At 69.0% G+C, this 20,987-nt stretch carries 24 protein-coding genes; 22 read left to right on the plus strand and 2 right to left on the minus strand.

Features of this window, described 5'->3' with window-relative positions; genetic code table 11:
* From TTH_RS08690 to TTH_RS08750, 13 genes are all read left to right on the plus strand, one after another.
* A complete protein-coding gene (locus TTH_RS08690) occupies nucleotides 1-1,068 on the plus strand; it encodes a mechanosensitive ion channel family protein (protein WP_011228861.1) in 1,068 nt (355 codons plus the stop codon).
* Nucleotides 1,065-3,281, plus strand: coding sequence for a coiled-coil domain-containing protein (locus TTH_RS08695; protein WP_011228862.1), 2,217 nt, complete (start codon nucleotides 1,065-1,067; stop codon nucleotides 3,279-3,281). The genes TTH_RS08690 and TTH_RS08695 overlap by 4 nt, the downstream gene beginning before the upstream one ends.
* A gap of 19 nt (nucleotides 3,282-3,300) precedes the next feature.
* Nucleotides 3,301-5,484 carry a RelA/SpoT family protein gene (locus tag TTH_RS08700; protein WP_011228863.1) on the plus strand — a complete coding sequence of 728 codons (2,184 nt, stop codon included), beginning with the start codon at nucleotides 3,301-3,303 and terminating at the stop codon, nucleotides 5,482-5,484.
* A gap of 305 nt (nucleotides 5,485-5,789) precedes the next feature.
* Nucleotides 5,790-5,990 carry a CopZ family metallochaperone gene (locus TTH_RS08705; protein ID WP_011228864.1) on the plus strand — a complete coding sequence of 67 codons (201 nt, stop codon included), beginning with the start codon at nucleotides 5,790-5,792 and terminating at the stop codon, nucleotides 5,988-5,990.
* 2 nt (nucleotides 5,991-5,992) lie between these two features.
* Nucleotides 5,993-6,277 (plus strand): metal-sensitive transcriptional regulator CsoR, encoded by a 285-nt coding sequence (csoR, locus tag TTH_RS08710; protein ID WP_011173741.1) that lies wholly within the window; start codon nucleotides 5,993-5,995, stop codon nucleotides 6,275-6,277.
* Nucleotides 6,278-6,281: 4 nt separating this feature from the next.
* On the plus strand, nucleotides 6,282-8,678 hold the full coding sequence (locus tag TTH_RS08715) for a heavy metal translocating P-type ATPase (protein ID WP_011228865.1): 2,397 nt from the start codon (nucleotides 6,282-6,284) through the stop codon (nucleotides 8,676-8,678).
* Between the two features lie 18 nt (nucleotides 8,679-8,696).
* A complete protein-coding gene (locus TTH_RS08720) occupies nucleotides 8,697-8,909 on the plus strand; it encodes an SHOCT domain-containing protein (RefSeq protein WP_011173743.1) in 213 nt (70 codons plus the stop codon).
* On the plus strand, nucleotides 8,906-9,583 hold the full coding sequence (locus tag TTH_RS08725; protein WP_011173744.1) for a response regulator transcription factor: 678 nt from the start codon (nucleotides 8,906-8,908) through the stop codon (nucleotides 9,581-9,583). Before TTH_RS08720 ends, TTH_RS08725 begins: the two co-directional genes overlap by 4 nt.
* Entirely contained in the window at nucleotides 9,567-10,688 is a 1,122-nt protein-coding gene (locus TTH_RS08730; RefSeq protein WP_011228866.1) for a sensor histidine kinase, read from the plus strand. Before TTH_RS08725 ends, TTH_RS08730 begins: the two co-directional genes overlap by 17 nt.
* 161 nt (nucleotides 10,689-10,849) lie before the next feature.
* The gene (locus TTH_RS08735) at nucleotides 10,850-11,218 is read left to right on the plus strand and encodes a CueP family metal-binding protein (RefSeq protein ID WP_011228868.1); all 369 of its coding nucleotides are present in this window, start codon (nucleotides 10,850-10,852) and stop codon (nucleotides 11,216-11,218) included.
* Between the two features lie 3 nt (nucleotides 11,219-11,221).
* Nucleotides 11,222-11,974, plus strand: a complete 753-nt coding sequence (locus TTH_RS08740; RefSeq protein WP_011228869.1) for a WD40/YVTN/BNR-like repeat-containing protein — start codon at nucleotides 11,222-11,224, stop codon at nucleotides 11,972-11,974.
* Nucleotides 11,971-12,786 carry an urease accessory protein UreH domain-containing protein gene (locus TTH_RS08745; RefSeq protein ID WP_011228870.1) on the plus strand — a complete coding sequence of 272 codons (816 nt, stop codon included), beginning with the start codon at nucleotides 11,971-11,973 and terminating at the stop codon, nucleotides 12,784-12,786. Before TTH_RS08740 ends, TTH_RS08745 begins: the two co-directional genes overlap by 4 nt.
* 8 nt (nucleotides 12,787-12,794) lie before the next feature.
* On the plus strand, nucleotides 12,795-13,325 hold the full coding sequence (locus TTH_RS08750) for a TlpA family protein disulfide reductase (protein ID WP_011228871.1): 531 nt from the start codon (nucleotides 12,795-12,797) through the stop codon (nucleotides 13,323-13,325).
* Here the strand turns inward: TTH_RS08750 and TTH_RS08755 are convergent.
* Nucleotides 13,279-13,941: a class I SAM-dependent methyltransferase gene (locus tag TTH_RS08755; protein ID WP_011228872.1), complete on the minus strand. Its 663-nt coding sequence runs from the start codon at nucleotides 13,939-13,941 to the stop codon at nucleotides 13,279-13,281. The genes TTH_RS08750 and TTH_RS08755 overlap by 47 nt on opposite strands.
* Nucleotides 13,942-14,040: 99 nt before the next feature.
* On the opposite strand from TTH_RS08755, the gene TTH_RS08760 reads away from it, so the two are divergent.
* The 9 genes from TTH_RS08760 (at nucleotide 14,041) to TTH_RS08800 (ending at nucleotide 20,351) form a co-directional block, all read left to right on the plus strand.
* Complete coding sequence (locus tag TTH_RS08760) at nucleotides 14,041-14,280, plus strand: SHOCT domain-containing protein (protein ID WP_011173751.1); 240 nt, start codon at nucleotides 14,041-14,043, stop codon at nucleotides 14,278-14,280.
* Complete coding sequence (locus TTH_RS08765; protein WP_011228874.1) at nucleotides 14,277-14,912, plus strand: hypothetical protein; 636 nt, start codon at nucleotides 14,277-14,279, stop codon at nucleotides 14,910-14,912. The genes TTH_RS08760 and TTH_RS08765 overlap by 4 nt, the downstream gene beginning before the upstream one ends.
* Before the next feature lie 22 nt (nucleotides 14,913-14,934).
* Nucleotides 14,935-15,324, plus strand: coding sequence for a DUF302 domain-containing protein (locus tag TTH_RS08770; RefSeq protein ID WP_011228875.1), 390 nt, complete (start codon nucleotides 14,935-14,937; stop codon nucleotides 15,322-15,324).
* 79 nt (nucleotides 15,325-15,403) lie between these two features.
* Nucleotides 15,404-17,479 (plus strand): heavy metal translocating P-type ATPase, encoded by a 2,076-nt coding sequence (locus tag TTH_RS08775; protein WP_011228876.1) that lies wholly within the window; start codon nucleotides 15,404-15,406, stop codon nucleotides 17,477-17,479.
* A 35-nt stretch (nucleotides 17,480-17,514) separates the two neighbouring features.
* The gene (locus TTH_RS08780) at nucleotides 17,515-17,751 is read left to right on the plus strand and encodes an SHOCT domain-containing protein (protein ID WP_011173756.1); all 237 of its coding nucleotides are present in this window, start codon (nucleotides 17,515-17,517) and stop codon (nucleotides 17,749-17,751) included.
* Nucleotides 17,752-17,802: 51 nt separating this feature from the next.
* Nucleotides 17,803-19,017 (plus strand): aminotransferase class V-fold PLP-dependent enzyme, encoded by a 1,215-nt coding sequence (locus TTH_RS08785; protein WP_011228877.1) that lies wholly within the window; start codon nucleotides 17,803-17,805, stop codon nucleotides 19,015-19,017.
* 7 nt (nucleotides 19,018-19,024) lie between these two features.
* Nucleotides 19,025-19,441 carry a Fe-S cluster assembly sulfur transfer protein SufU gene (gene sufU / locus TTH_RS08790; RefSeq protein WP_011228878.1) on the plus strand — a complete coding sequence of 139 codons (417 nt, stop codon included), beginning with the start codon at nucleotides 19,025-19,027 and terminating at the stop codon, nucleotides 19,439-19,441.
* The gene (locus TTH_RS08795) at nucleotides 19,438-19,644 is read left to right on the plus strand and encodes a hypothetical protein (RefSeq protein WP_011228879.1); all 207 of its coding nucleotides are present in this window, start codon (nucleotides 19,438-19,440) and stop codon (nucleotides 19,642-19,644) included. The genes sufU and TTH_RS08795 overlap by 4 nt, the downstream gene beginning before the upstream one ends.
* Complete coding sequence (locus TTH_RS08800) at nucleotides 19,641-20,351, plus strand: alpha/beta fold hydrolase (protein ID WP_011228880.1); 711 nt, start codon at nucleotides 19,641-19,643, stop codon at nucleotides 20,349-20,351. The genes TTH_RS08795 and TTH_RS08800 overlap by 4 nt, the downstream gene beginning before the upstream one ends.
* Here the strand turns inward: TTH_RS08800 and TTH_RS08805 are convergent.
* On the minus strand, nucleotides 20,348-20,884 hold the full coding sequence (locus TTH_RS08805) for a Uma2 family endonuclease (protein ID WP_011228881.1): 537 nt from the start codon (nucleotides 20,882-20,884) through the stop codon (nucleotides 20,348-20,350). The genes TTH_RS08800 and TTH_RS08805 overlap by 4 nt on opposite strands.
* Nucleotides 20,885-20,987: the final 103 nt, after the last annotated feature.

A 20,987-nucleotide genomic window follows, 5' to 3' on the forward strand; every position in this document is an offset into this window, starting at 1 on the left:
ATGCTGGCCGCGTTGCACATCGCCCTCACCCTGGCGGCAGTGGTCCTTTTGGGACGGCTCGGCGCGAGGCTTTTGGGGAGGCTCGCCGCCCTCACCCCGAGCACCCGGGACGACGCCTTCTTCCGCCTCCTGGGCTACGCCTGGTGGGGGGTGGTGGCTGTGGCCGGGGCAAGCTACCTGAGCCACGCCCTAAGCCTTCCCTACGAGCCCCTGGCCACCTGGGGGCGGAGCCTGGTGGCCTGGCTCGGGGGGAAGGGGGTGGCCGGCGGGGCCGTCCTCCTCGCCACCTGGACGGCCTACCGCCTGGTGCCCCTCCTCCTCAGGAGCCTCCCCTTGCCGGAGACGGAGGGGGAGCTCACCCGGCAGGCGGTGCGGGCCAAGACCCTGAGGAACGTCTCCGAGTCGGCCCTGAAGGTTGCGGTGGTCACCGTGGGCGGCCTCCTCTTCCTCTCCAACCTCGGCCTCAACGTCACCGCCCTCCTCGCCGGGGCCGGGGTGGCGGGGCTCGCCTTAAGCTTCGCCGCCCAGAACCTCATCCGCGACTTCATCAACGGCTTCTTCATCCTCCTGGAAGACCAGTACGGCGTGGGGGACATCGTGAAGGTGGGGGACCTCGCCGGCGTGGTGGAGAAGTTCAACCTGCGCCTCACCGTCCTCCGCGACCTCGAGGGCAAGGCCCACTTCATCCCCAACTCCCAGATCCAGCAGGTCACCGTCTTCACCCAGGAGTGGAGCCGGGCGGTGGTGGACGTGGGGGTGGCCTACAAGGAGGACGTGGACCGCGTCCTCGCCATCTTCCGGGACGAGGCGGAGCGCTTCTTCCAGGACCCGGAGTGGCAGGACAAGCTCACGAACCCCCCGGAGGTCCTCGGCGTCGAAAACCTGGCCGACTCCGCCGTGGTCATCCGCACCCTCTTCGGCACCAAGCCCGCCCAGCAGTGGGCCGTGGCCCGGGAGTTCCGCCGGCGGATCAAGAAGCGGCTGGACCAGGAGGGCGTGGAGATCCCCTTCCCCCACCGGACCCTCTACTTCGGGGAGCCCCTGCGGGTGGTTAAGGAAACGCCATGAGGGAAAGCCCTTACCGGATCCTGGAGGAAGCCCTCAGGCCCCACCTGGGGGCCCGGGCCCAGGTGGTCTTGGAGGAGGGGCTCAAGCGGCTGGGCAAGCGGCCGGAGGAGCTGAGCGAGAAAGACGCCGAGACCCTCCTCAAGGGCCTGATCTTCCGGGAGCTCCAGGCCCGCCTCCCCGCCGCCCAGGCCCGGCGGGCGGTGGAGGAGGCCCTGGCCCGCCTGGCCCCGGCCCCGGAAGGGGGCCTGGAGGCCCTGGAGCGGGGGCTGGCCCGCTTCGGCCTCTACGTGGACTGGCCCGAGGTGGGAAGGCTACGGGCCCTGGTGAACCGCCTGCGCCGGGAGCCCGACCCCAGGCTCCTCCAGGAGGGGCTCGCCCTCCTGGACCACCTGGAGGAGAAGCTGGAGGAGGCCCTCCTGCGCCAGGCCCAGGACCTCGCCCACCTGGAGGAGGCCTTGGAGCGGGTCCGTCCCCTGGGCGGCCCCAAGGTGCGGCGGCTGGAAAGCCTTATCCAGATCGTCCGCGAGGCCCACCGGGAGGGGACCTTGGCCCAGGGGGAGGTGGAGCGGGCTAGGGCCCTGGCCCTGGAGCTCCGCAAGTACCTGGCCTCCAGCGCCGTCCAGCCCGCCACCCTCCCCGAGATGGTCTTTGAAACCCAGGAAGAGGACGTGCTCGTCACCGTGGAGGAGGCCCCGGCCCTCGAGGAGGAGCTGGTCATCGACCTGGAAAGCCTCGCCGAGCCCCAGGCCCAGGAGATCCGGGCCCTGGAGGTGGCGGAGGAGAAGCGGCGCCTGGAGGAGCTCGTCCTCCGCTACGCCCCCTTTTTGGACCACCCCCGGGCGGCCGCCTTGCGGGCGGAGGTGGAGGCCCTCCTGGAGGCGGACCAGCCCGCCCTGGAGAAGCTCACGGAGCTGGAAGCGGCCCTGAAGGAGGCGGAGGCGGAGGCCAAGGCCGCAAGGCGGGCGCGCCTCATCCAGCTGGAGGAGGCCCTCCGCCGCCTTCCCCTCCCCCAGGAGGCCAAGGCCCCCCTGGAGGAGGGCCTCCGCCTGGCGGAGGAGACCCTGAGGGAGGGGGGGCTTCCCGACCTCGCCGCTTTGGAGGCGGAGCTTTCGGCCCTGGAGGAGGAGGCAAGGCGCCTTAAGGAAGAGAAGGCGCGGCTCTTAGAGGAGCTTTCCGCCCTGGGCGAGGCGGCGAAGCCCCTCGCCGAGGAGCTTGCCCACCTCGAGGGGGAGGCGCTCGCCCAGGCCCTGCCCGGGATCCGGGCCCGCTACGCCGAGCTCCTGAAGGGCGCGGGGGAGGAGGCGCGGCGGGCGCGGCTAGAGGAGAGGAAAGCGGCCCTCAGGGCCCTCAAGGAGGAGGCGGAGGCCCTGGGGCTCGGCGAGGAGGTGGCCGAGGCGGAAAGGGCCCTGGCCCAGGGGGAGCTTCCCGACCTGGAGGCCCTGAGGCGCCGCCTGGAGGAGGCCCAGGCCCTCCGGCGGAGGCTCGCCCTGGAGGAGCTCGCCCGGCTCCAGGCCCTGGCGGAGCGCTTCCGCCCCTTGGGGGGCGAGGCGGTCCTCAAGGCCATAGAGGCGGAGCGCCAAAAGCCCCTCCCCGACCCCGCCCCCATCGCCCGGGCCCTCCAGGCCATGAAGCGCCGCCTCGAGGCCAAGCGCCAGGAGCTCGGCACCCGCCTCGCCGCCTTTTTCCGCCGCTACGCCCCCCTGGAGGGGCTCAAAAGCGACACCCAGCGCCGCATCCGTCCCCTGGTGGAGTTCCTCCGCCCCGCCCAGAAGGCCCTGGACCGGCTGGGCCCCCGGGGGGTCTTGGAGGTGGAGCGCGCCCTGGCCCAGGCGGAGGAGGCCCTCAAAGAGTTGGAGAAGGAGAAGGAGGCCGCGGACCGCCTCCTCAAGGAGCTGGGCCAGGAGGACCTGGAGGCCCTCCTAAGCTCCCTGGAAGCCCCGGGGGGCGAAAGGCCGGACCTCTCCCCCCTCCGCCTCCCCGGGGTGAAGGCCCTGGGGCTTCTGGACGACCCCCTCCCCCTCCCCCGCCCCCAGCTCAAGGCCCTCCACCAGGCCCTCAAGGCCCTGGAGGCCGCCACGGGAGAGGCCCTGGGCCCTGCTCTCGTCCGCCTGGGCGGGAGCTATTTGGTCCTCGCCCCCTGGAGGGGGCACGAGGCCGTGGCCCTGGTGGAGCCCGAGGCCTTGGACCCCTTCTTGAAGGCCCTCTCCGGGTAGGGGTGCTACACTAAAAGTAGTGGTCGGCGCGGATCTCGGCCTCTGGAACCGCCTGGAACCCGCCTTGGCCTACCTCGCTCCCGAGGAACGGGCCAAAGTGCGGGAGGCCTATCGCTTCGCCGAGGAGGCCCACCGGGGGCAGCTACGGCGAAGCGGGGAGCCCTACATCACCCACCCCGTGGCCGTGGCCGAGATTCTGGCCGGCCTGCAGATGGACGCCGACACGGTGGCCGCGGGCCTCCTCCACGACACCCTGGAGGACTGCGGGGTGGCGCCCGAGGAGCTGGAGCGCCGCTTCGGCCCCACGGTGCGCCGCATCGTGGAGGGGGAGACCAAGGTCAGCAAGCTCTACAAGCTGGCGAACCTCGAGGGGGAGGAGAGGCGGGCGGAGGACCTCCGCCAGATGTTCATCGCCATGGCGGAGGACGTGCGCATCATCATCGTCAAGCTGGCGGACCGCCTGCACAACCTCCGCACCCTGGAGCACATGCCCCCCGAGAAGCAGAAGCGGATCGCCCAGGAAACCCTGGAGATCTACGCCCCCCTCGCCCACCGCCTGGGGATGGGCCAGCTCAAGTGGGAGCTGGAGGACCTCTCCTTCCGCTACCTCCACCCCGAGGCCTTCGCCAGCCTGTCCGCCCGGATCCAGGCCACCCAGGAGGCCAGGGAGCGCCTCATCCAGAGGGCCATCCACCTCCTCCAGGAGACCCTGGCCCGGGACGAGCTCCTCCAGAGCCAGCTCCAGGGCTTTGAGGTGACCGGGCGCCCCAAGCACCTCTACTCCATCTGGAAGAAGATGGAGCGGGAGGGGAAGACCCTGGAGCAGATCTACGACCTCCTGGCGGTCCGGGTCATCCTTGACCCCAAGCCCGCGCCCACCCGGGAAAGCCAGGCCCTAAGGGAGAAGCAGGTCTGCTACCACGTCCTCGGCCTGGTCCACGCCCTCTGGCAGCCCATCCCCGGCCGGGTCAAGGACTACATCGCCGTGCCCAAGCCCAACGGCTACCAGAGCCTCCACACCACGGTGATCGCCCTCGAGGGCCTGCCCCTGGAGGTGCAGATCCGCACCCGGGAGATGCACCGCGTGGCCGAGTACGGCATCGCCGCCCACTGGCTCTATAAGGAGGGGCTCACCGACCCCGAGGAGGTCAAGCGGCGGGTCTCCTGGCTGAAGAGCATCCAGGAGTGGCAGAAGGAGTTCTCCAGCTCCCGGGAGTTCGTGGAGGCGGTGACCAAGGACCTCCTCGGCGGCCGGGTCTTCGTCTTCACCCCCAAGGGCCGCATCATCAACCTGCCCAAGGGGGCGACCCCCGTGGACTTCGCCTACCACATCCACACCGAGGTGGGCCACCACATGGTGGGGGCCAAGGTCAACGGCCGCATCGTCCCCCTCTCCTACGAGCTCCAAAACGGGGAGATCGTGGAGATCCTCACCAGCAAGAACGCCCACCCCTCCAAGGGCTGGCTGGAGTTCGCCAAGACCCGGAGCGCCAAGAGCAAGATCCGCCAGTACTTCCGCGCCCAGGAGCGCCAGGAGACCCTGGAAAAGGGCCAGCACCTCCTGGAGCGGTACCTCAAGCGCCGGGGCCTGCCCAAGCCCACGGACAGCCAGCTGGAGGAGGCGGCCAAACGCCTCTCCCTTCCCCCCTCCCCGGAGGAGCTCTACCTGGCCCTGGCCCTGAACCGCCTCACCCCCCGGCAGGTGGCGGAAAAGCTCTATCCCAAGGCCCTCCTCAAGCCGGAGAAGCCCAAGCCCCAGGCCCGCAACGAGTGGGGCATCCGGCTGGAGCAGGACCTGCAGGCCCCCATCCGCCTCGCCTCCTGCTGCGAGCCCATGAAGGGCGACCCCATCCTCGGGTTCGTGACCCGGGGCCGTGGGGTCACGGTCCACCGGGCCGACTGCCCCAACCTCCGCCGCCTCCTCCAGGGGCCGGAGGCGGACCGGGTGATCGGGGCCTACTGGGAAGGGGTGGGAGGGAAGGTGGTGGTCCTCGAGGTCCTGGCCCAAGACCGGGCCGGCCTCCTCCGGGACGTGATGCAGGTGGTGGCCGAGGCGGGGAAGAGCGCCCTCGGCTCCGAAACCCGGGTTTTGGGCCCTCTGGCCCGGATCCGGCTCCGCCTGGCGGTCCAGGACGGGGAGGAGGAGCGGATCCTCCAGGCGGTGCAGAAGGTGTCCGGGGTCAAAGAGGCGCGCTGGGCCTGAGGCCACCCCATGCCGGCTTGCGCCAGCATGGGGCCCCGGTAAAGGGGCTTCCTCGGGCTAAGTGGCTGCGCGTTGATTTCGCAACACGGGTTGCCCGCAATAAAGCTTGGAAAGCTTCCTTTTGGGGCCCCCACCGCGGCGAAAGCCGCGGTGGGGTGCTTAGCCGAGCGGAGACACCGCCCCGGCGGAAGGGCCTCCTCACGGGCCCAACGCCCTGAGGGCGCGAGTCCCTTGCGCGCGAGGGAAAAAAGAGCTAGGGTAAAGGCGTACCCCACCCCACCTGGGGTGGGGTAGGAGGTGGAAGGATGCTGAAGCTCAAGGTGGAAGGCATGACCTGCAACCACTGCGTGATGGCGGTGACCAAGGCCCTGAAGAAGGTCCCCGGCGTGGAGAAGGTGGAGGTCTCCCTAGAAAAGGGGGAGGCCCTGGTGGAGGGGACGGCCGACCCCAAGGCCCTCGTCCAGGCGGTGGAGGAGGAAGGGTACAAGGCCGAGGTTCTGGCCTAACCATGCCCCACTCCCATCTGCACTTGGACCCCAAGGTGAGGGAGGAGGCGAGAAGGCGCCTCCTCTCCGCCAAGGGGCACCTGGAGGGCATCCTCCGCATGCTGGAGGACGAGAAGGTCTACTGCGTGGACGTCCTCAAACAGCTCAAGGCGGTGGAGGGCGCCTTAGACCGCGTGGGAGAGATGGTCTTAAGGGCCCACCTCAAGGACCACGTGGCCACCGCCCACGAGCGGGGAGACGTGGAAGAGATCGTAGAAGAGCTGATGGAGGCCCTCAAGTACCGGTGAAGCCATGGCCCAGGAGATCAAGGTAGGCGTCAGGGGCATGACCTGCGCCGCCTGCGTGGCCCGGGTGGAAAGGGCCTTGAAGCGGGCGGAAGGGGTGGAGGAGGCCCGGGTCAACCTCACCACCGAGGAGGCCTTCCTCCGCCTCCAGGAGGGCGTGGACCTCAAGGAGGTGCTGAGGCAGGTGGAGGAGGCGGGCTACGAGCCTGTGGTGGCCCGGGCGGAGATCCCCGTGAAGGGGATGACCTGCGCCGCCTGCGTGGCCCGGGTGGAAAGGGCCATAAAGCGGCTTCCCGGCGTGGTTTCGGCCACGGTGAACCTCACCGCGGAGAAGGCCTTCGTGGAGTACCTGCCGGACACGGTGAGCCTCGCCCGGATCCGGCAGGCCATCCGGGAGGCGGGCTACGAGCCCCTAGAAGGCACGGAGGAGGCGCGTAAAGAAGCGCCCACCTACCGCAAGGACCTCCTCCTCGCCCTTCCCTTCGCCCTCCTCACCCTCCTCCTCGCCATGGGGCCCATGCTCCTCCCCCTGCCCCACTTCCCCGGCTTCCTCCAGGCCCTCGCCGCCCTCCCCGTCCTCTACGCGGGGAGGCGGTTCTTCCGGCAGGCCCTGGCCGAGGCCCGCCACCTTGCCTTCGGCATGAGCACCCTGGTGGCCCTGGGAGCAGGAAGCGCCTACCTCTACTCCTTTTTGGTCCTCCTCTTCCCGGGGCTTTTCCCCGAGGAGGCCCGCCACCTTTACTTTGAGGCCGGGGCGGTGATCCTCACCCTCATCCTCCTCGGCAAGCACCTGGAGGAGGGGGCCAAGAGCAAGGCCTCGGAGGCCATAAGGAAGCTCCTCGCTCTACGGCCCAAGACCGCCCGTGTGGTCCAGGACGGGGAGGAGAAGGAGGTCCCCGCCGAGGCCCTGATCCCCGGGGATGTGGTGCGGGTGTTGCCGGGGGAGCGCATCCCCGCGGACGGGGTGGTCCTGGAAGGGCAAAGCCACGTGGACGAGTCCATGCTCACCGGGGAGCCCATCCCCAAGGCCAAGGGCCCGGGGGACGAGGTGGTAGGGGGAACGGTGAACGGCGAGGGGGCCCTTCTCGTGCGGGTAAGCCGGGTGGGCGAGGCCACCTTCCTCGCCCAGATGGCCCGGATGGTGGAGGAGGCCCAGGGCCACAAGCCCAAAGTGCAGGAGCTCGCCGACCGGATCGCGGGCGTCTTCGTGCCCGTGGTCCTGGGGATCGCCCTCCTCACCTTCCTCCTCTGGCTCTTCCTGGGCCCCGGCCTCGCCCACGCCTTCGTGGCCGCCCTCGCCGTGCTCCTCATCGCCTGCCCCTGCGCCATGGGCCTCGCCACCCCGGCGGCCATCGCCGTGGCCACGGGGCGGGCGGCGGAGATGGGCCTCCTCTTCCGCAAGGGCACGGCCCTCGAGGCCCTGGCCCGGGCGGACACCGTGGTCCTGGACAAGACCGGGACCCTCACCCGGGGGAAGCCCACCCTGGTCCGGGTCCTCCCCTTCGGCCTCTCCCAAGAGGAGGCCCTAAGGCTTGCCGCCGCCCTGGAGCGGGGAAGCGAGCACCCCCTGGCCAAAGCGGTGCTGGAGGCGGCGGAAAGCCTACCCCAGGCCCAGGCGGAGGAGGTGCGGGCCCTGCCCGGGGAGGGGGTGGAGGGCCGGGTGGAAGGCAGGCGCCTCCACCTGGGAGGCCCCGCCCTCATGGAGCGCCTCGGCGTCCCCCTCCCCGAGGAGGCGAAGGCCCTCCCCGAGGAGGGGTACACCCCCCTTTACCTGGTGGAGGGAACGAGGCTTCTCGCCGCCTTCGCCGTCTTTGACCCCCCAAGGCCCGAGGCCCAGGAGGCGGTGGCGGCCCTGAAGGCCCTGGGCCTGAAGCTCGTCCTCCTCACCGGGGACCACCCCGCCCCGGCCAGGCGGGTGGCCGAGGCCCTAGGCATCCCCGAGGTCCTCGCCGGGGTGAGGCCTGAGGGGAAGGTGGAGGCCATCCGCAGGCTCCAGGCCGAGGGGCGGAAGGTGGTCTTCGTGGGGGACGGGATCAACGACGCCGCCGCCCTGGCCCAGGCGGACGTGGGCCTCGCCATGGGAAGCGGCACGGACATCGCCCTCGAGGCCGGGGACGTGGTCCTCCTCACCCCCGACCTCCGGGGGGTGGTGAACGCCGTCCGCCTCGCGAGGCGCACCTTACGCACCATCTACCTCAACTTCTTCTGGGCCTACGCCTACAACGTGGTCCTCATCCCGGTGGCCGCGGGGGCCCTCTACCCCTTCACCGGCCTCCTCCTAAACCCCATGCTGGCCGCGGCGGCCATGAGCCTAAGTAGCCTCTTCGTCCTCACCAACTCCCTACGCCTAAGGGCTTTCCGCCCCCAGGCTTTACCGTCCCTTAACCCCGCGGCGTCAAGCTAAAGGAGTGAGGTGAAGGGCATGTGGTGGTGCGGAAACGGCTGGTACATGGGCTGGTGGGGGCCCATCCTTGGCCTCCTCTGGTTCGTCCTCCTGGGCCTCTTCGTCTACTGGCTGGTGCGGGCCCTGGCCCCGGAAAGGCGGGACCGGGCCTTGGAGGTGCTGAGGGAGCGGTACGCCCGGGGGGAGATTGACAAGGAGACCTTTGAGCGGATGAAGCGGGACCTCGCATGAAGGTCCTTTTGGTGGACGACGACCCGGCCATCCTCGAGGTCCTCGGGGCCTTTCTGAGGGGGGCCGGGTTTGAGGTCTTGGAGGCGGAGGACGGGGAAAAGGCCTTGGAACTCTTTCCCCAGGCCGATCTGGTCATCCTGGACCTGATGCTCCCCAAGGTGGGAGGCCTCGAGGTGGCCCGCCTCATCCGCCAGGAGCGCCCCGAGCTTCCCCTCCTCATCCTCACCGCCAAGGGGGAGGAGGAGGACCGGGTTCTGGGCCTGGAGCTTGGGGCGGACGATTACGTGGTCAAGCCCTTCAGCCCCAGGGAGGTGGTGGCCCGGGTCAAGGCCCTGTTGCGCCGGGCCGGGCTAAGGGAGGAGCTCGTCTACGGTCCCTTGCGCCTCCTCCCCACCCGGCGGGAGGCCTACCTGGCGGGAAAGCCCCTCCCCCTCTCCCGGCTGGAGTTTGACCTCCTCTTAACCCTCGCCCAGCACCCGGGGGTGGTTTTCAGCCGGGAGAGGCTTTTGGAAAGGGTCTGGGGGCCCGGCTTCCCCGGGGTGGACCGGGTGGTGGACGTCCACATCGCCGCCCTTCGGAAGAAGCTCGGGGACGATCCGGAAAACCCCCGCTTCATTGAAACGGTGCGGGGCGTGGGTTACCGCTTCAAGGACCCGGATGCGCCTCTTCCTTAAACTCTTCCTGAGCCACCTCCTGGTGGCCCTCCTCGCCCTTTTGCTCCTCCTGCTGCTGGCGGAGGCCTTCGCCCCCGCCTTCTACCGGGGGCACGTGGAGCGCATGCTCCACGCCCTCTCCATGATGGGGGGCGGCATGATGGGCGAGGCCCTGAGGCGGGACCTGGAGGAGGGGCTTCGCTCCACCCTCACCGCCGCCCTTCTCGCCGCTTTACCCCTCGCCGCCCTGGGCGCCCTCCTCACCGCCTCCTTCGCCAGCCTGCGCCTCGCCAGGACCGCAAGGCTCCTCGCCGAGGGGAGCCGCCGGATGGCCGAGGGGGAGTACGGGGTCCGCCTTCCCCTTTTGGAGCGGGACGAGCTCGGGGAGCTCGCCCTCCACTTCAACCGCCTGGCCGAGGCCCTGGAGAAGGTGGAGAAGACCCGGGCCGAGCTCATCGGCACCGTGGCCCACGAGCTCAGAACCCCCCTGGCCGCCCTCCAAGGGTACGCGGAGGGGCTTATAGACGGGGTCCTTTCCAAGGAGAAGGCCGCGGAGGGGATTCTGCGGGAGGTGAAGGCCATGCGCCGCCTGGTGGAGGACCTTTCCTTGGTCTCCCGGGTGGAGGCGAAGGCGGTGGAGATCCGTCCCAGGCCCCTGGACCCCAAGGGCCTCCTCGAGGAGGCCCTGGCCCGCTTCCAAAGCGCCTTCCAGGCCAAGGGGGTGGCGCTTTCCCTGGAGGCCCAAGACCCCCTTCCCCAGGTGTGGGCCGACGAGGAAAGGGTCCTCCAGGTGCTGGCCAACCTCCTCACCAACGCCCTCCGCCACACCCCGCAAGGCGGCGAGGTGCGCCTTAGGGCCTTCCGCCAGGGGGAGGCCGTGGCCTTCCAAGTGGCGGACACCGGCCCCGGCATCCCCGAGGAGCACCTGCCCCACATCTTTGAGCGCTTCTACCGGGTGGACAAGGCACGTAGCCGCAAGGAGGGAGGAAGCGGGGTGGGGCTCACCGTCGCCAAGGGCCTGGTGGAGGCCATGGGGGGGAGGATCTTTGTGGAAAGCCGGGTGGGCGAGGGAACAACCTTCACCTTCACCCTCCCCCTTTACACGGGCTTAACGCTCAAGGGTTAGGGTTTGGGGCATGAGAAGGATCCTGGCGTTCCTAGGCGTGGCGTTGGCCCTGGGGCTGGCCCAAACCCCCTCTCCAGAGGCCCTAAGGGGCGCCTCTCCCGAGGAAGCCCTGCTCCTTGCCAAGCGTTTCCGGGAAGCGGGCGCCCAGGTGATTAAGCTACGTGACCCCTGAAGCCTTCTTCTTTGAGTTCCCCGACGGCCGCAAAGCCCAGGTGGCCTTGGGGGACCGGTTCTTGGTGGCCGTGGCCCCCTACCGCCAAAGGACCCACCCCTGCCAGGTCCACTACTTCTCCAGCTGCACGGGGGAGCTTCGGGAGGAAACCTTTTCGGTGCGGGTTCTGGAGGAAGGTAAGGAGGTGCTAAAAGCCCAGGTGCGCACCGGCAAGGACGGCTTCTTTGAGCTTTGGCTTCCCCGGAACCGCCGCTATACCCTCGAGGTCCGCCAGGGGGACTGGGTGGCCCAAGGTGCCCTCACCACCTTCGCCCAAAGCCCCACCTGCCTCACGGAGCTAAGGCTTTCCCGGAGGTGAGGGATGCGGCGCCTCCTCACCCTCTGGGTTTTGGGACTGGGCGCCCTGGCCCAGGTTCCCGTGGGCCAGGTGGCCACCCGGGACGTCCACGCCCTCCTCTGGCTTCCCGACGGCCGCCTCCTCTTCGGCCACCACGACGGCCTCCAGGTCTCCGAGGACGAAGGCCGGACCTGGCGGGACCTGGTGCGCAAAACGGGCTTTGACGCCATGGCCCTCGTTCTGGAGGGGGACCGCCTCCTCGCCGCCGGACACTGGGTGCTTTCGGAAAGCCGAGACGGGGGCAAAACCTGGCGGAGCCTCCGCCCCAGGGGGCTTCCCGCCCTGGACCTCCACGGCTACGCCGCCTCAGGGGGCCTCCACTTCGCCCTCGAGGCCACCCACGGCTACTTCGTAAGCGAAGACGGCGGGAAAACCTTCAAGTCCACCGCCCCTAAAGGGCTTCCCAAGGCGGGCATGGCGGCCATGGTCTTCCAGGGGAAGACCCTTTACGTGGCCCCCATGGGCCAGGGCCTCTACCAAAGCTCCGACGGCGGCCGGACCTTCACCCAGGTGCCGACCCCAGAGCGGGAGATCTACGCCCTCGCGACAGGGGCGGGGACCCTTTATCTGGGAGGGAAGACGGGCCTCTGGCAGAGGACCCCGGCGGGCTGGAAAAGGCTCTGGCAGGGCGCGGTCCTGGCCCTCGCCGCCCATCCCCAGGAGGCGGGAAGGCTCGTCTTCATAGATGGCCAGGGACGGGTGTGGAAGCTCCCATGAGGGCACGGGGCCTTCTTCCCTGGCTAGCCCTGGCGGGGCTTTTGAGCCTCCTTCTCCTGCTGGGCCCCTGGCTTGCCCCGCTGGCAGGGGCCCTCTACGGTCTCGCCTCTCGGCCCTTTGCCCTCCTCGCCGAGCCCCTGGATGGGCTCAGGCGCAACCTCGCCCTCCCTGAAGCGGGGGCGCTTCTCCTCGGGCTTCTGGGAGCGCTTGCCCCCTGCCAGCTATCCACCAACGCCGCGGCCCTAGCCTGGCTCGCCCGGCCCAGCCCGGGAAGGTTTTGGAGCCGGTTGGGGGCCTTCCTCGTGGGCAAGGCCTTGGTCTACTCCCTTCTTGGGGCCTTGGCCCTCTTGGGCCTCACCGCCTCCGGGGAGGCCCTAGCCTGGATACGGAAAGCCCTTGGGCCCCTCATGCTCCTTTTGGGCCTTCACCTCCTGGGCCTCCTTCGCCTTCCCGCCCCCACATGGGGCCTCGGCAGGATAGGGGATTGGGCGGAGCACCAAGGCGGCCCCCTGGGCTCCTTCGCCTTGGGCGTGGCCTTCGGCCTGGCCTTCTGCCCCACGCTCTTTTGGCTTTTCTTCGGCCTCCTGCTCCCAAGCGCCGCCACAAGCCCCTTGGGCTTTCTCTTCCCCGCCCTCTTCGCCCTGGGCACGGGGGTTCCGGTCCTCCTCCTCCTCGCCCTTTTCCGGCGGGGGTACGACCGGGGGTCCACCCTTAGGGGTTTCAAAAGGCTAGGAAAGGTGAGCGGGCAGCTAGCGGGCGGGCTCTTCCTTATGGCCGGGCTTTACGACACGGTGGTCTACTGGTTCCTTTAGGGGGTTCTATGCGCTTCGGGATCGTCCTTGCCCTCTTGGTTTTGGTGGCCGGGCTCTTCCTTTTCGGATTGCGCCGGGATCCCTCCCTCCTCCCCTCGGTGCTGGCGGAAAAGCGCAAGCCCGCCCCCGACTTCACGCTTCCGATCCTTCCCCCCTACCGCAAAGCTTGGGGAGAAACGCTCCGGCTTTCCCGGCTCTTCGGCCGGCCTATCGTCCTTAACTTCTGGGCCAGCTGGTGCCCCCCCTGCCGCCGGGAGGCTCCGATGCTGGAAGCCTATTGGCGACGGTACCAGGACCAGGTGCTCTTCATTGGCGTAAACTTCCAGGACACTGAGGAAGCCGCCCTGGCCTTCATCCGGGAGTTTGGCCTGAGTTTTCCCAGCGTGGCCGATCCCAGGGGCCGGGTGGGGATTGACTATGGGGTCTACGGCCTTCCCGAAACCTTTTTCATAGACCCGGAGGGCCGCGTCCAGGCCCGTCACGTGGGGGAGCTTAAGCCCAAGGACCTTGAAGGCTACCTCCGGACCCTCCTTCCTTGAAGGCGAGCCCCGCCACGTGAGGGGCCACCACGGGAAGGGGGAGGGGAAAGGCTTCCGCCTCCACCCGGGGAAAGCGGGCCTGGATTAGGGCGAGGGTCTCGCGGTTCGGGTGGCACCCGTCCCCGAAGAAGGCGAAGAAGGGTGTGGCCACCTCCTGGAGGAAGCGCAGGGGGGTCCGCTTGGGGGCCGCCACGTGCTCCAGGAAGAGGTAGGCCCCGCCCGGCCGCAAGACCCGGTGGACCTCTTCTATGGCCTTTTCGGGGTCCGCCACGGAGCAGAGGACCAGGGTGGCCACCACCAGGTCCACGCTTCCCCCGGGGAGGGGAATGGCCTCGGCCCGCCCGGGGAGCAGGGTAAGGGCGAGGCCCCGCTTCCTCGCCTCCTCCCTTAGGCGGGGGTGGAAGAAAGGGTTGGGCTCGAGGGCCAGGTACGCCACCCCCTCGGGCAGGTGGGCCAGATTGGTTCCGGGCCCGGGACCGATCTCCAGAACCCTTTCCGGCCGCGCCCGCCTAAGGGCCTCCCGAAAAAGGGCCCGCTTCCTTTCCGCCACCAACGCCTCGTGCCGGGCGGAAAGGCCGGGGTAAAGGTGGGCAAAAAGACGTTTTCGCCAAAGCACGCCTCCACCATACTCCGGCCCCGGTAAGCCCGGACTAAGCGCGCTTTACGCAAGCTTAACAATACCGGGCTAGGGTATAGGTGGAGGTGAACGATGGGCATGATGGGTTGGGGTGGAATGGGCGGCTTCGGAGGCTTCTTCGGGCTTTTCAACATGCTCCTCTTCCTGGCCCTTTTGGCCTTCCTGGTCTACCTGGGCTTCAGGGCCCTGGAGCGGTGGGAGGGCCGCAAGGGAAAGGACGAGGCCTTGGAAGCCCTTAGGCTCCGCTACGCTAAAGGAGAGCTGGCCGAGGAGACCTTTAAAAAGCTCAAGAGGGAGCTGGAAGGAGGGGAGGCATGAAACGGACCGGTCTGGTTTTGGGGTTGACGGCCCTCGGGCTTTTGGGGCTCGCCCTCACCCAGGGCATGATGGGAGGCTACGGCCCCGGCTATGGGATGATGGGCCCCGGAATGATGGGGATGGGCATGGGCGGCATGGGCATGATGGCCGTATACCCCCCCGAAGCGAAGCCCATCCCCGAGGAGGTGGCCAAGGCCCGGATGGAGGCCTACGCCAAGCGGCTTTACCCGGGCGCGCGCCTTAAGGACTTCATGGCCTTCAGCCAGAACTACTACGCCCAAGTGGTGGACGAGCGGGGCCAGGGGCTTTTTGAGCTCATCGCCGACCGCTACACCGGGGTGGTCTCCCCGGAACCCGGGCCCAACATGATGTGGAACACCCGCTACGGAATGCACGGCCCCATCCAGGCCCCGGTGCGCTACGGCCTCGAGGAGGCCAAGAAGCTGGCCGAAGCCTTTCTCAAGGGCTTCCTCCCCGGGGCCCGGGTCATAGAGGAGGGCGCCTTCCCCGGGTACTACACCTTTGACTTCGGCCGCAAAGAGGTGGAGGGGATGCTTTCCGTGAACGCCTACACCGGGGAGGTCTGGGTCCACACCTGGCACGGCCCCTTCCTCGGCGGGCACGAGGAGTAGACTATAGGGGTAGGAGGTATCTATGACCGGGATGCGCAAGACCTTAAAGGCCACCCTCGCCGAAGCGCGCGCCCAGGTGGAGGCCGCCCTAAAAGAGGAAGGCTTCGGGATCCTGACCGAGATTGACGTGGCCGCCACCCTAAAGGCCAAACTCGGCCTGGAAAAGCCCCCCTACCTGATCCTCGGGGCCTGCAACCCGAACCTGGCGGCGCGGGCCCTCGAGGCCCTTCCGGAGATCGGCCTCCTCCTCCCCTGCAACGTGGTGCTCCGGGAGGCCGAGGAGGGGGTGGAGGTCCTAATCCAGGACCCCAAGGAGATGTTCCGGGTCCTCCCCGAGGCCACCCAAAGGGCCCTCGCCCCCGTGGCCGAGGAGGCCCGCACCAGGCTCTCCCGGGCCCTTTCCCGGCTCTGAAGCCCCTTCCCGCTTTCTCTTCCCCACCGCCCCTCCCCCAGGGAGGGGTAGGCTTTTAGAAAAGCGAAGGAGGGCCCCGATGAAGGACAAGCCTACTGGTCACGCACACGAGCATCGTCACCATCCTTCCCACTCCAAACCCGAGCACGCGCCCCCCTCTGGGGGGCACGCTTCCCGCACAGGCCACGGCAAGCACGCCGGCCATACCCCGGAGATGTTCCGGGACCGCTTTTTCGTAAGCCTCCTCCTCACCCTCCCCATCCTCTACTTCTCCGAGCAGCTCCAGACCTGGCTCGGCTACCGGGCGTTGGCCTTCCCGGGAAGCGCCTGGGTGAACCCCGTCTTGGGCACGATCCTTTACTTCTACGGGGGCCTGGTCTTCCTAAAGGGGGCCCTGGGGGAGCTCCGCGAGCGGGCGCCGGGCATGATGACCCTCATCGCTTTGGCCATCACCGTGGCCTACGGCTACAGCCTCGCCGTCTCCTTGGGGCTTCCCGGCATGCCCTTTTACTGGGAGCTCGCCACGCTCATAGACGTCATGCTCCTCGGCCACTGGCTGGAGATGGCCTCGGTGCAGGCGGCAAGCCGAGCCCTGGAGGAGCTCGCCAAGCTCATGCCCGCCACCGCCCACAGGATCACGGGGGACCGCATAGAGGATGTCCCCGTCACCGCCCTGAAGGAGGGGGACCTCATCCTCGTCCGCCCGGGAGAACAGGTGCCCGCGGACGGGGTGGTGGAGGAAGGGGCCTCCAGCGTGAACGAGGCCTTCCTCACCGGGGAGTCCCGGCCCGTGCCCAAAGGCGTGGGGGACGAGGTCCTCGCCGGCGCGGTGAACGGGGAAGGGAGCCTCAAGGTCCGGGTCACGCGCACGGGCGAGGCCACCACCCTAAGCCAGGTGATGCGGCTGGTGCAGGAGGCCCAGGCCTCCCGGAGCCGCTTCCAGGCCCTGGCGGACCGGGCCGCGGGGTGGCTCTTCTACATCGCCGTGGCCCTGGGCATGCTCACCTTCCTCGTCTGGCTCGCCCTGGGACGGGACTTCAACTTCGCCCTCTCCCTGGCGGTCACCGTGCTCGTCATCGCCTGCCCCCACGCCCTAGGCCTCGCCATCCCTCTGGTCACCGTGAACGCCACGGCCCTCGCCGCGAAAAACGGCATCCTGGTGCGGAACCGCGAGGCGTTTGAGCGGGGCCGGGAGATCCGCTTCGTAGCCTTGGACAAGACGGGGACCCTCACCGAGGGGCGCTTCGCCGTCCGGGCGGTCTACGCCCACGAGACCTCGGAGGAGGAGGCCCTCTCCCTGGCGGCGGCCCTCGAGGCCCTCTCGGAGCACCCCTTGGCCCAGGCCATCGTGGAAGCGGCGGAAGGCAAGGGGCTTCCCCGCCCTGAGGTCCGGGACTTCCAGGCGGTCCCCGGAAAAGGCGTGGAGGGCACCTTGGGGGGCAAGCGGTACCGGGTGGGCCGGCCCGAGTGGGCGGAGGAGCTCGGCCTAAAGGTCTCCGAGCCCTTGAAGCGGGGGCTGAAGGAGGCCGAGGCCCGCGGGGAAAGCGTGGTGGCCCTGATGGACGAGGCGCGGGTTTTGGCCTTGCTCGCCTTGGCCGACCGCATCCGCCCCTCCGCCAAGGAGGCCATCCGGCGCCTTAAGGCCATGGGGATCACCCCCGTCATGATCACCGGGGACGCCGAGGCCGTGGCCAGGACCGTGGCCCAGGAGCTGGGGATAGAACGCTACCACGCCCGGGTCCTCCCGGAGGACAAGGCCCGGCGGGTGCGGGAGCTCAAACGGGAGGGCCCCACCGCTTTCGTCGGCGACGGCATCAACGACGCCCCCGCCCTCCTCGAGGCCGACCTCGGCATCGCCATCGGGGCGGGGACCAACGTGGCCATAGAGGCGGCGGACCTCGTTCTGGTGGAGAGCGACCCCCTGGACGTGGTCCGCGCCCTGACGCTCGCCCGGGCCACCCACGCCAAGATGGTGCAGAACCTCTTCTGGGCCACGGGCTACAACGCCATCGCCCTGCCTTTGGCCGCCGGGGTGGCCTACCCTTGGGGAATCGTCCTCTCCCCGGCGGTGGGGGCCCTCCTCATGAGCCTCTCCACGGTGGCGGTGGCGGTGAACGCCATGCTCCTCCGCCGCGCCGCCCTAACCGCCCTCTAACCCCTCCGGTCTACCCTAAGGCCAGGAGGTGGGAGATGACGGCATGGGCCCACGGGTGGTACGGCTACGCCCCCCACATGGGCTTGGAAGTTTGGGGCTGGCTTTGGCCCTTCCTTTGGCTGGGGCTTCTGGTTCTCGGGGTGTACCTGGTGGCCCGCGCCCTTACTCGCCGGGAAAGGACGGACCGGGCCCTGGAGATCCTGAGGGAGCGGTACGCCAGAGGGGAAATAGACAAGGAGACCTTTGAGCGCATGAAACGGGACCTCGCCTAAGCGCCCGTCTGGGCCCCTCTAAGGGGTAGGGGCAGGGCGTAAACTTAGGGCATGGACCTAAGCGCCCTGAGGGAGGACTTCCCCCTCTTCGCCCAGCGCCCGGAGCTCGTCTACCTGGACTCCGCCGCCACGAGCCAGAAGCCCAGGCGGGTCATAGAGGCCCTGAGGCGCTACTACGAGACCTTGAACGCCAACGTCCACCGGGGGGCCTACCGGCTCTCCGCCGAGGCCACCGAGGCCTACGAGGAGGCGCGGAGGCGCCTGGCCCGCTTTCTCAACGCCGAGCCCAAGGAGATCGTCTTTGTGCGCAACACCACCGAGGCCATGAACCTGGTGGCCTACGCCTGGGGCCTTAGGAACCTTAAGGAGGGGGACGAGGTCCTGGTCACGGAGATGGAGCACCATGCGGGCCTCGTCCCCTGGCACCTGGTGGCAGGCCTCACCGGGGCCAAGGTGAAGGCCATCCCCCTCACCGAGGAGGGAAGGCTGGACCTAAGCGCCCTGGAGGACCTTCTCACGGAGAGGACCCGGGTGGTCTCCCTGGTCCACATGTCCAACGTCCTCGGCACCATCAACCCCGTGGCCGAGATCGCAAGGAGGGCCAAGGAGGCCGGGGCCCTCGTGGTGGTGGACGGGGCCCAGTCCGCCCCCCACCTCCCCGTGGACGTCAAGGCCCTTGGCGCCGACTTCTTCGCCCTTTCCGGGCACAAGATGCTGGGGCCCACGGGGGCCGGGGTCCTTTGGGGGCGGTACGAGGTCCTGGAGGGGATGATGCCCTTTTTGGGGGGCGGGGAGATGATCCTCGAGGTCCACGTGGACCGGTCCACCTACGCCCCCCCGCCCCAGCGCTTTGAGGCGGGCACCCCCCCCATCGCCGAGGCCATCGCCCTGGGGGAGGCCGCCTGCTACCTCATGGAGGTGGGGATGGAAAAGGTCTTCGCCCACGACCGGGCCCTTCTGGACTACGCCCTAAAGCGCCTGGAAGAGGTGCCGCGCCTCCGGGTCTACGGGCCTAAGGGACTGGACCGGGGCGGGGTCATCCCCTTCACCTTAGGCCGCCTCCACGCCCACGACCTCGCCACCTTCCTGGACCAGGAGGGGATCGCCGTGAGGGCGGGCCACCACTGCGCCCAGCCCCTCCACCGGAAGCTCGGCCTTGCGGCCACGGCCCGGGCGAGCTTCTACCTCTACAACACGAAGGAAGAGGTGGACCGCTTCGTGGAAGCCCTTCTAAGGATAGAGGCCAAGTACCGGGCCTGGCTATAATGGACCAATGAGCGTCCTTGACGAGCTTTACCGGGAAATCCTCCTGGACCACTACCAGAGCCCCAGGAACTTCGGGGTCCTGCCCCAGGCCACCAAGCAGGCCGGGGGGATGAACCCCTCCTGCGGGGACCAGGTGGAGGTGATGGTGCTCCTGGAAGGGGACACCATCGCCGACATCCGCTTCCAAGGCCAAGGGTGCGCCATCAGCACGGCGAGCGCCTCCCTCATGACCGAGGCGGTGAAGGGCAAAAAGGTGGCGGAGGCCCTGGAGCTTTCCCGCAAGTTCCAGGCCATGGTGGTGGAAGGCGCCCCCCCGGACCCCACCTTGGGCGACCTCCTCGCCCTCCAGGGGGTGGCCAAGCTCCCCGCCCGGGTGAAGTGCGCTACCCTGGCCTGGCACGCCCTGGAGGAGGCCCTAAGGTGAAGCGCTACCCGGCCCACAAGGTGACCCCCCTTCTGGTCCAGCACCCCGACCTCATGGAGGCCTGGAAGGAGGCGGCCCAGGAGGGCAGGATCCGGGCCAAGACCCTGGGGCGGGAGAACGTGGTCATCGTGGAGGACCCCGCCCTCATCGCCCGCCTCGAGGCCTTGGGCCTCAAGGGCGAACCCGTGGTGGAGGAAGCATGAGGGGTGTGGTCTTTCTGCACGCCTTCCCCTACAGCCCCAGGATGTGGGAGGGCGAGGTGGCCCTCCTCAAGACCCGCCTCCCCGTCCTCGCCCCCCACTACCTGGGCCTTTCCCTGGGGAAGGCCGCCGAGAAGGTGCTAGGGGAGATGGACGAGGCGGGGCTGGAGCAGGCGGTCTTCGTGGGGCTCTCCATGGGAGGGTACCTCGTCTTTGAGCTCTTCCGGAAAGCCCCGGAGCGCTTCCTGGGCACGGTCCTCTCCAGCACCCGCGCGGGGCCCGACAGCGAGGAGGCCAAGCGGAACCGGTACGCCCTAAGAGAGCGGGTCCTGAAGGACGGGGTGGGCTTTCTGCCCGAAGCCCTCCTCCCAAGCCACCTGGGCCGGACGACCCAGGCCACCAAGCCCGAGGTGGTGGAGAAGGTCAGGGCGATCATTCTAGAGGCGAGCCCCGAGGCCGTGGCGGAAACCCTCGTGGCCCTCGCGGAAAGGCCCGACTCCACCCCCCTCCTTTCCCGGATGCAGGTGCCCGCCCTGGTCCTCGTGGGGGAGGAGGACACCCTCACCCCCCCGGAGGAGGCCCGGCGCATGTGGAAGGCCCTCCCCGACGCCCGCATGCTCATCCTCCCGGAGACGGGCCACCTCGCCAACCTGGAAAACCCCAAGGCCTTCCGCACCGCCCTTTTGGGCTTCCTCGCCGAGTTCTTTTAGAGCCGGAAGGCGTCCTCCAGGGTCAGGCGAAGGTCCAGGCAGGGCACGTCCACCTCCTCGCCCTCCTCCTCCACGAACCCCTCCGGGGTGAGGCGGTAGGCGGTAAAGCGGCGCCTCTCCGGGTCCACCAGGAGGTAGACCTGGAGGCTATCCAGACTCAGGTACATGGCCCGTTTCTCCCTGCGGTCCAAGGCCTCGGTGGCGGGGGAGAGGACCTCCACCACAGCACAGGGGGCTTCCTCGTAGTAGGGGTGGGGCGGGCCTTCCCCGCAGACCACCATCACGTCCGGGTAGTAGACCGCCTCGTCCCGGATGCGGAGCTTCATGTCGCTCATGTAGACCCGGCACCCCCGGGGCCTGGCCGCCTCCAGGAAGCGGGCGGCGATGTTCAGGGCCACGCGGTTGTGGAGGGCGCTGGCCCCGGCCATGGCGTAGGGGAAGCCCCGGTAGAACTCCCGCTTCACGGGGCTTTCCGCCTCCTCCTCCAGGTAGCGCTCCAGGGAAAGGGGCTTTCGGGCAAGCATTTTCTCCATGCTACCTCCGGACCCCCTCCCCTTTCGCTTCCTTCGCCCGGCTGGCCCGAGGAAGCCCCTTGAAAACCCTTTGCCGGGGCCCCCATGCCGGCTTGCGCCGGCA

The organism is Thermus thermophilus HB8 (assembly GCF_000091545.1).
GTDB lineage: Bacteria > Deinococcota > Deinococci > Deinococcales > Thermaceae > Thermus > Thermus thermophilus.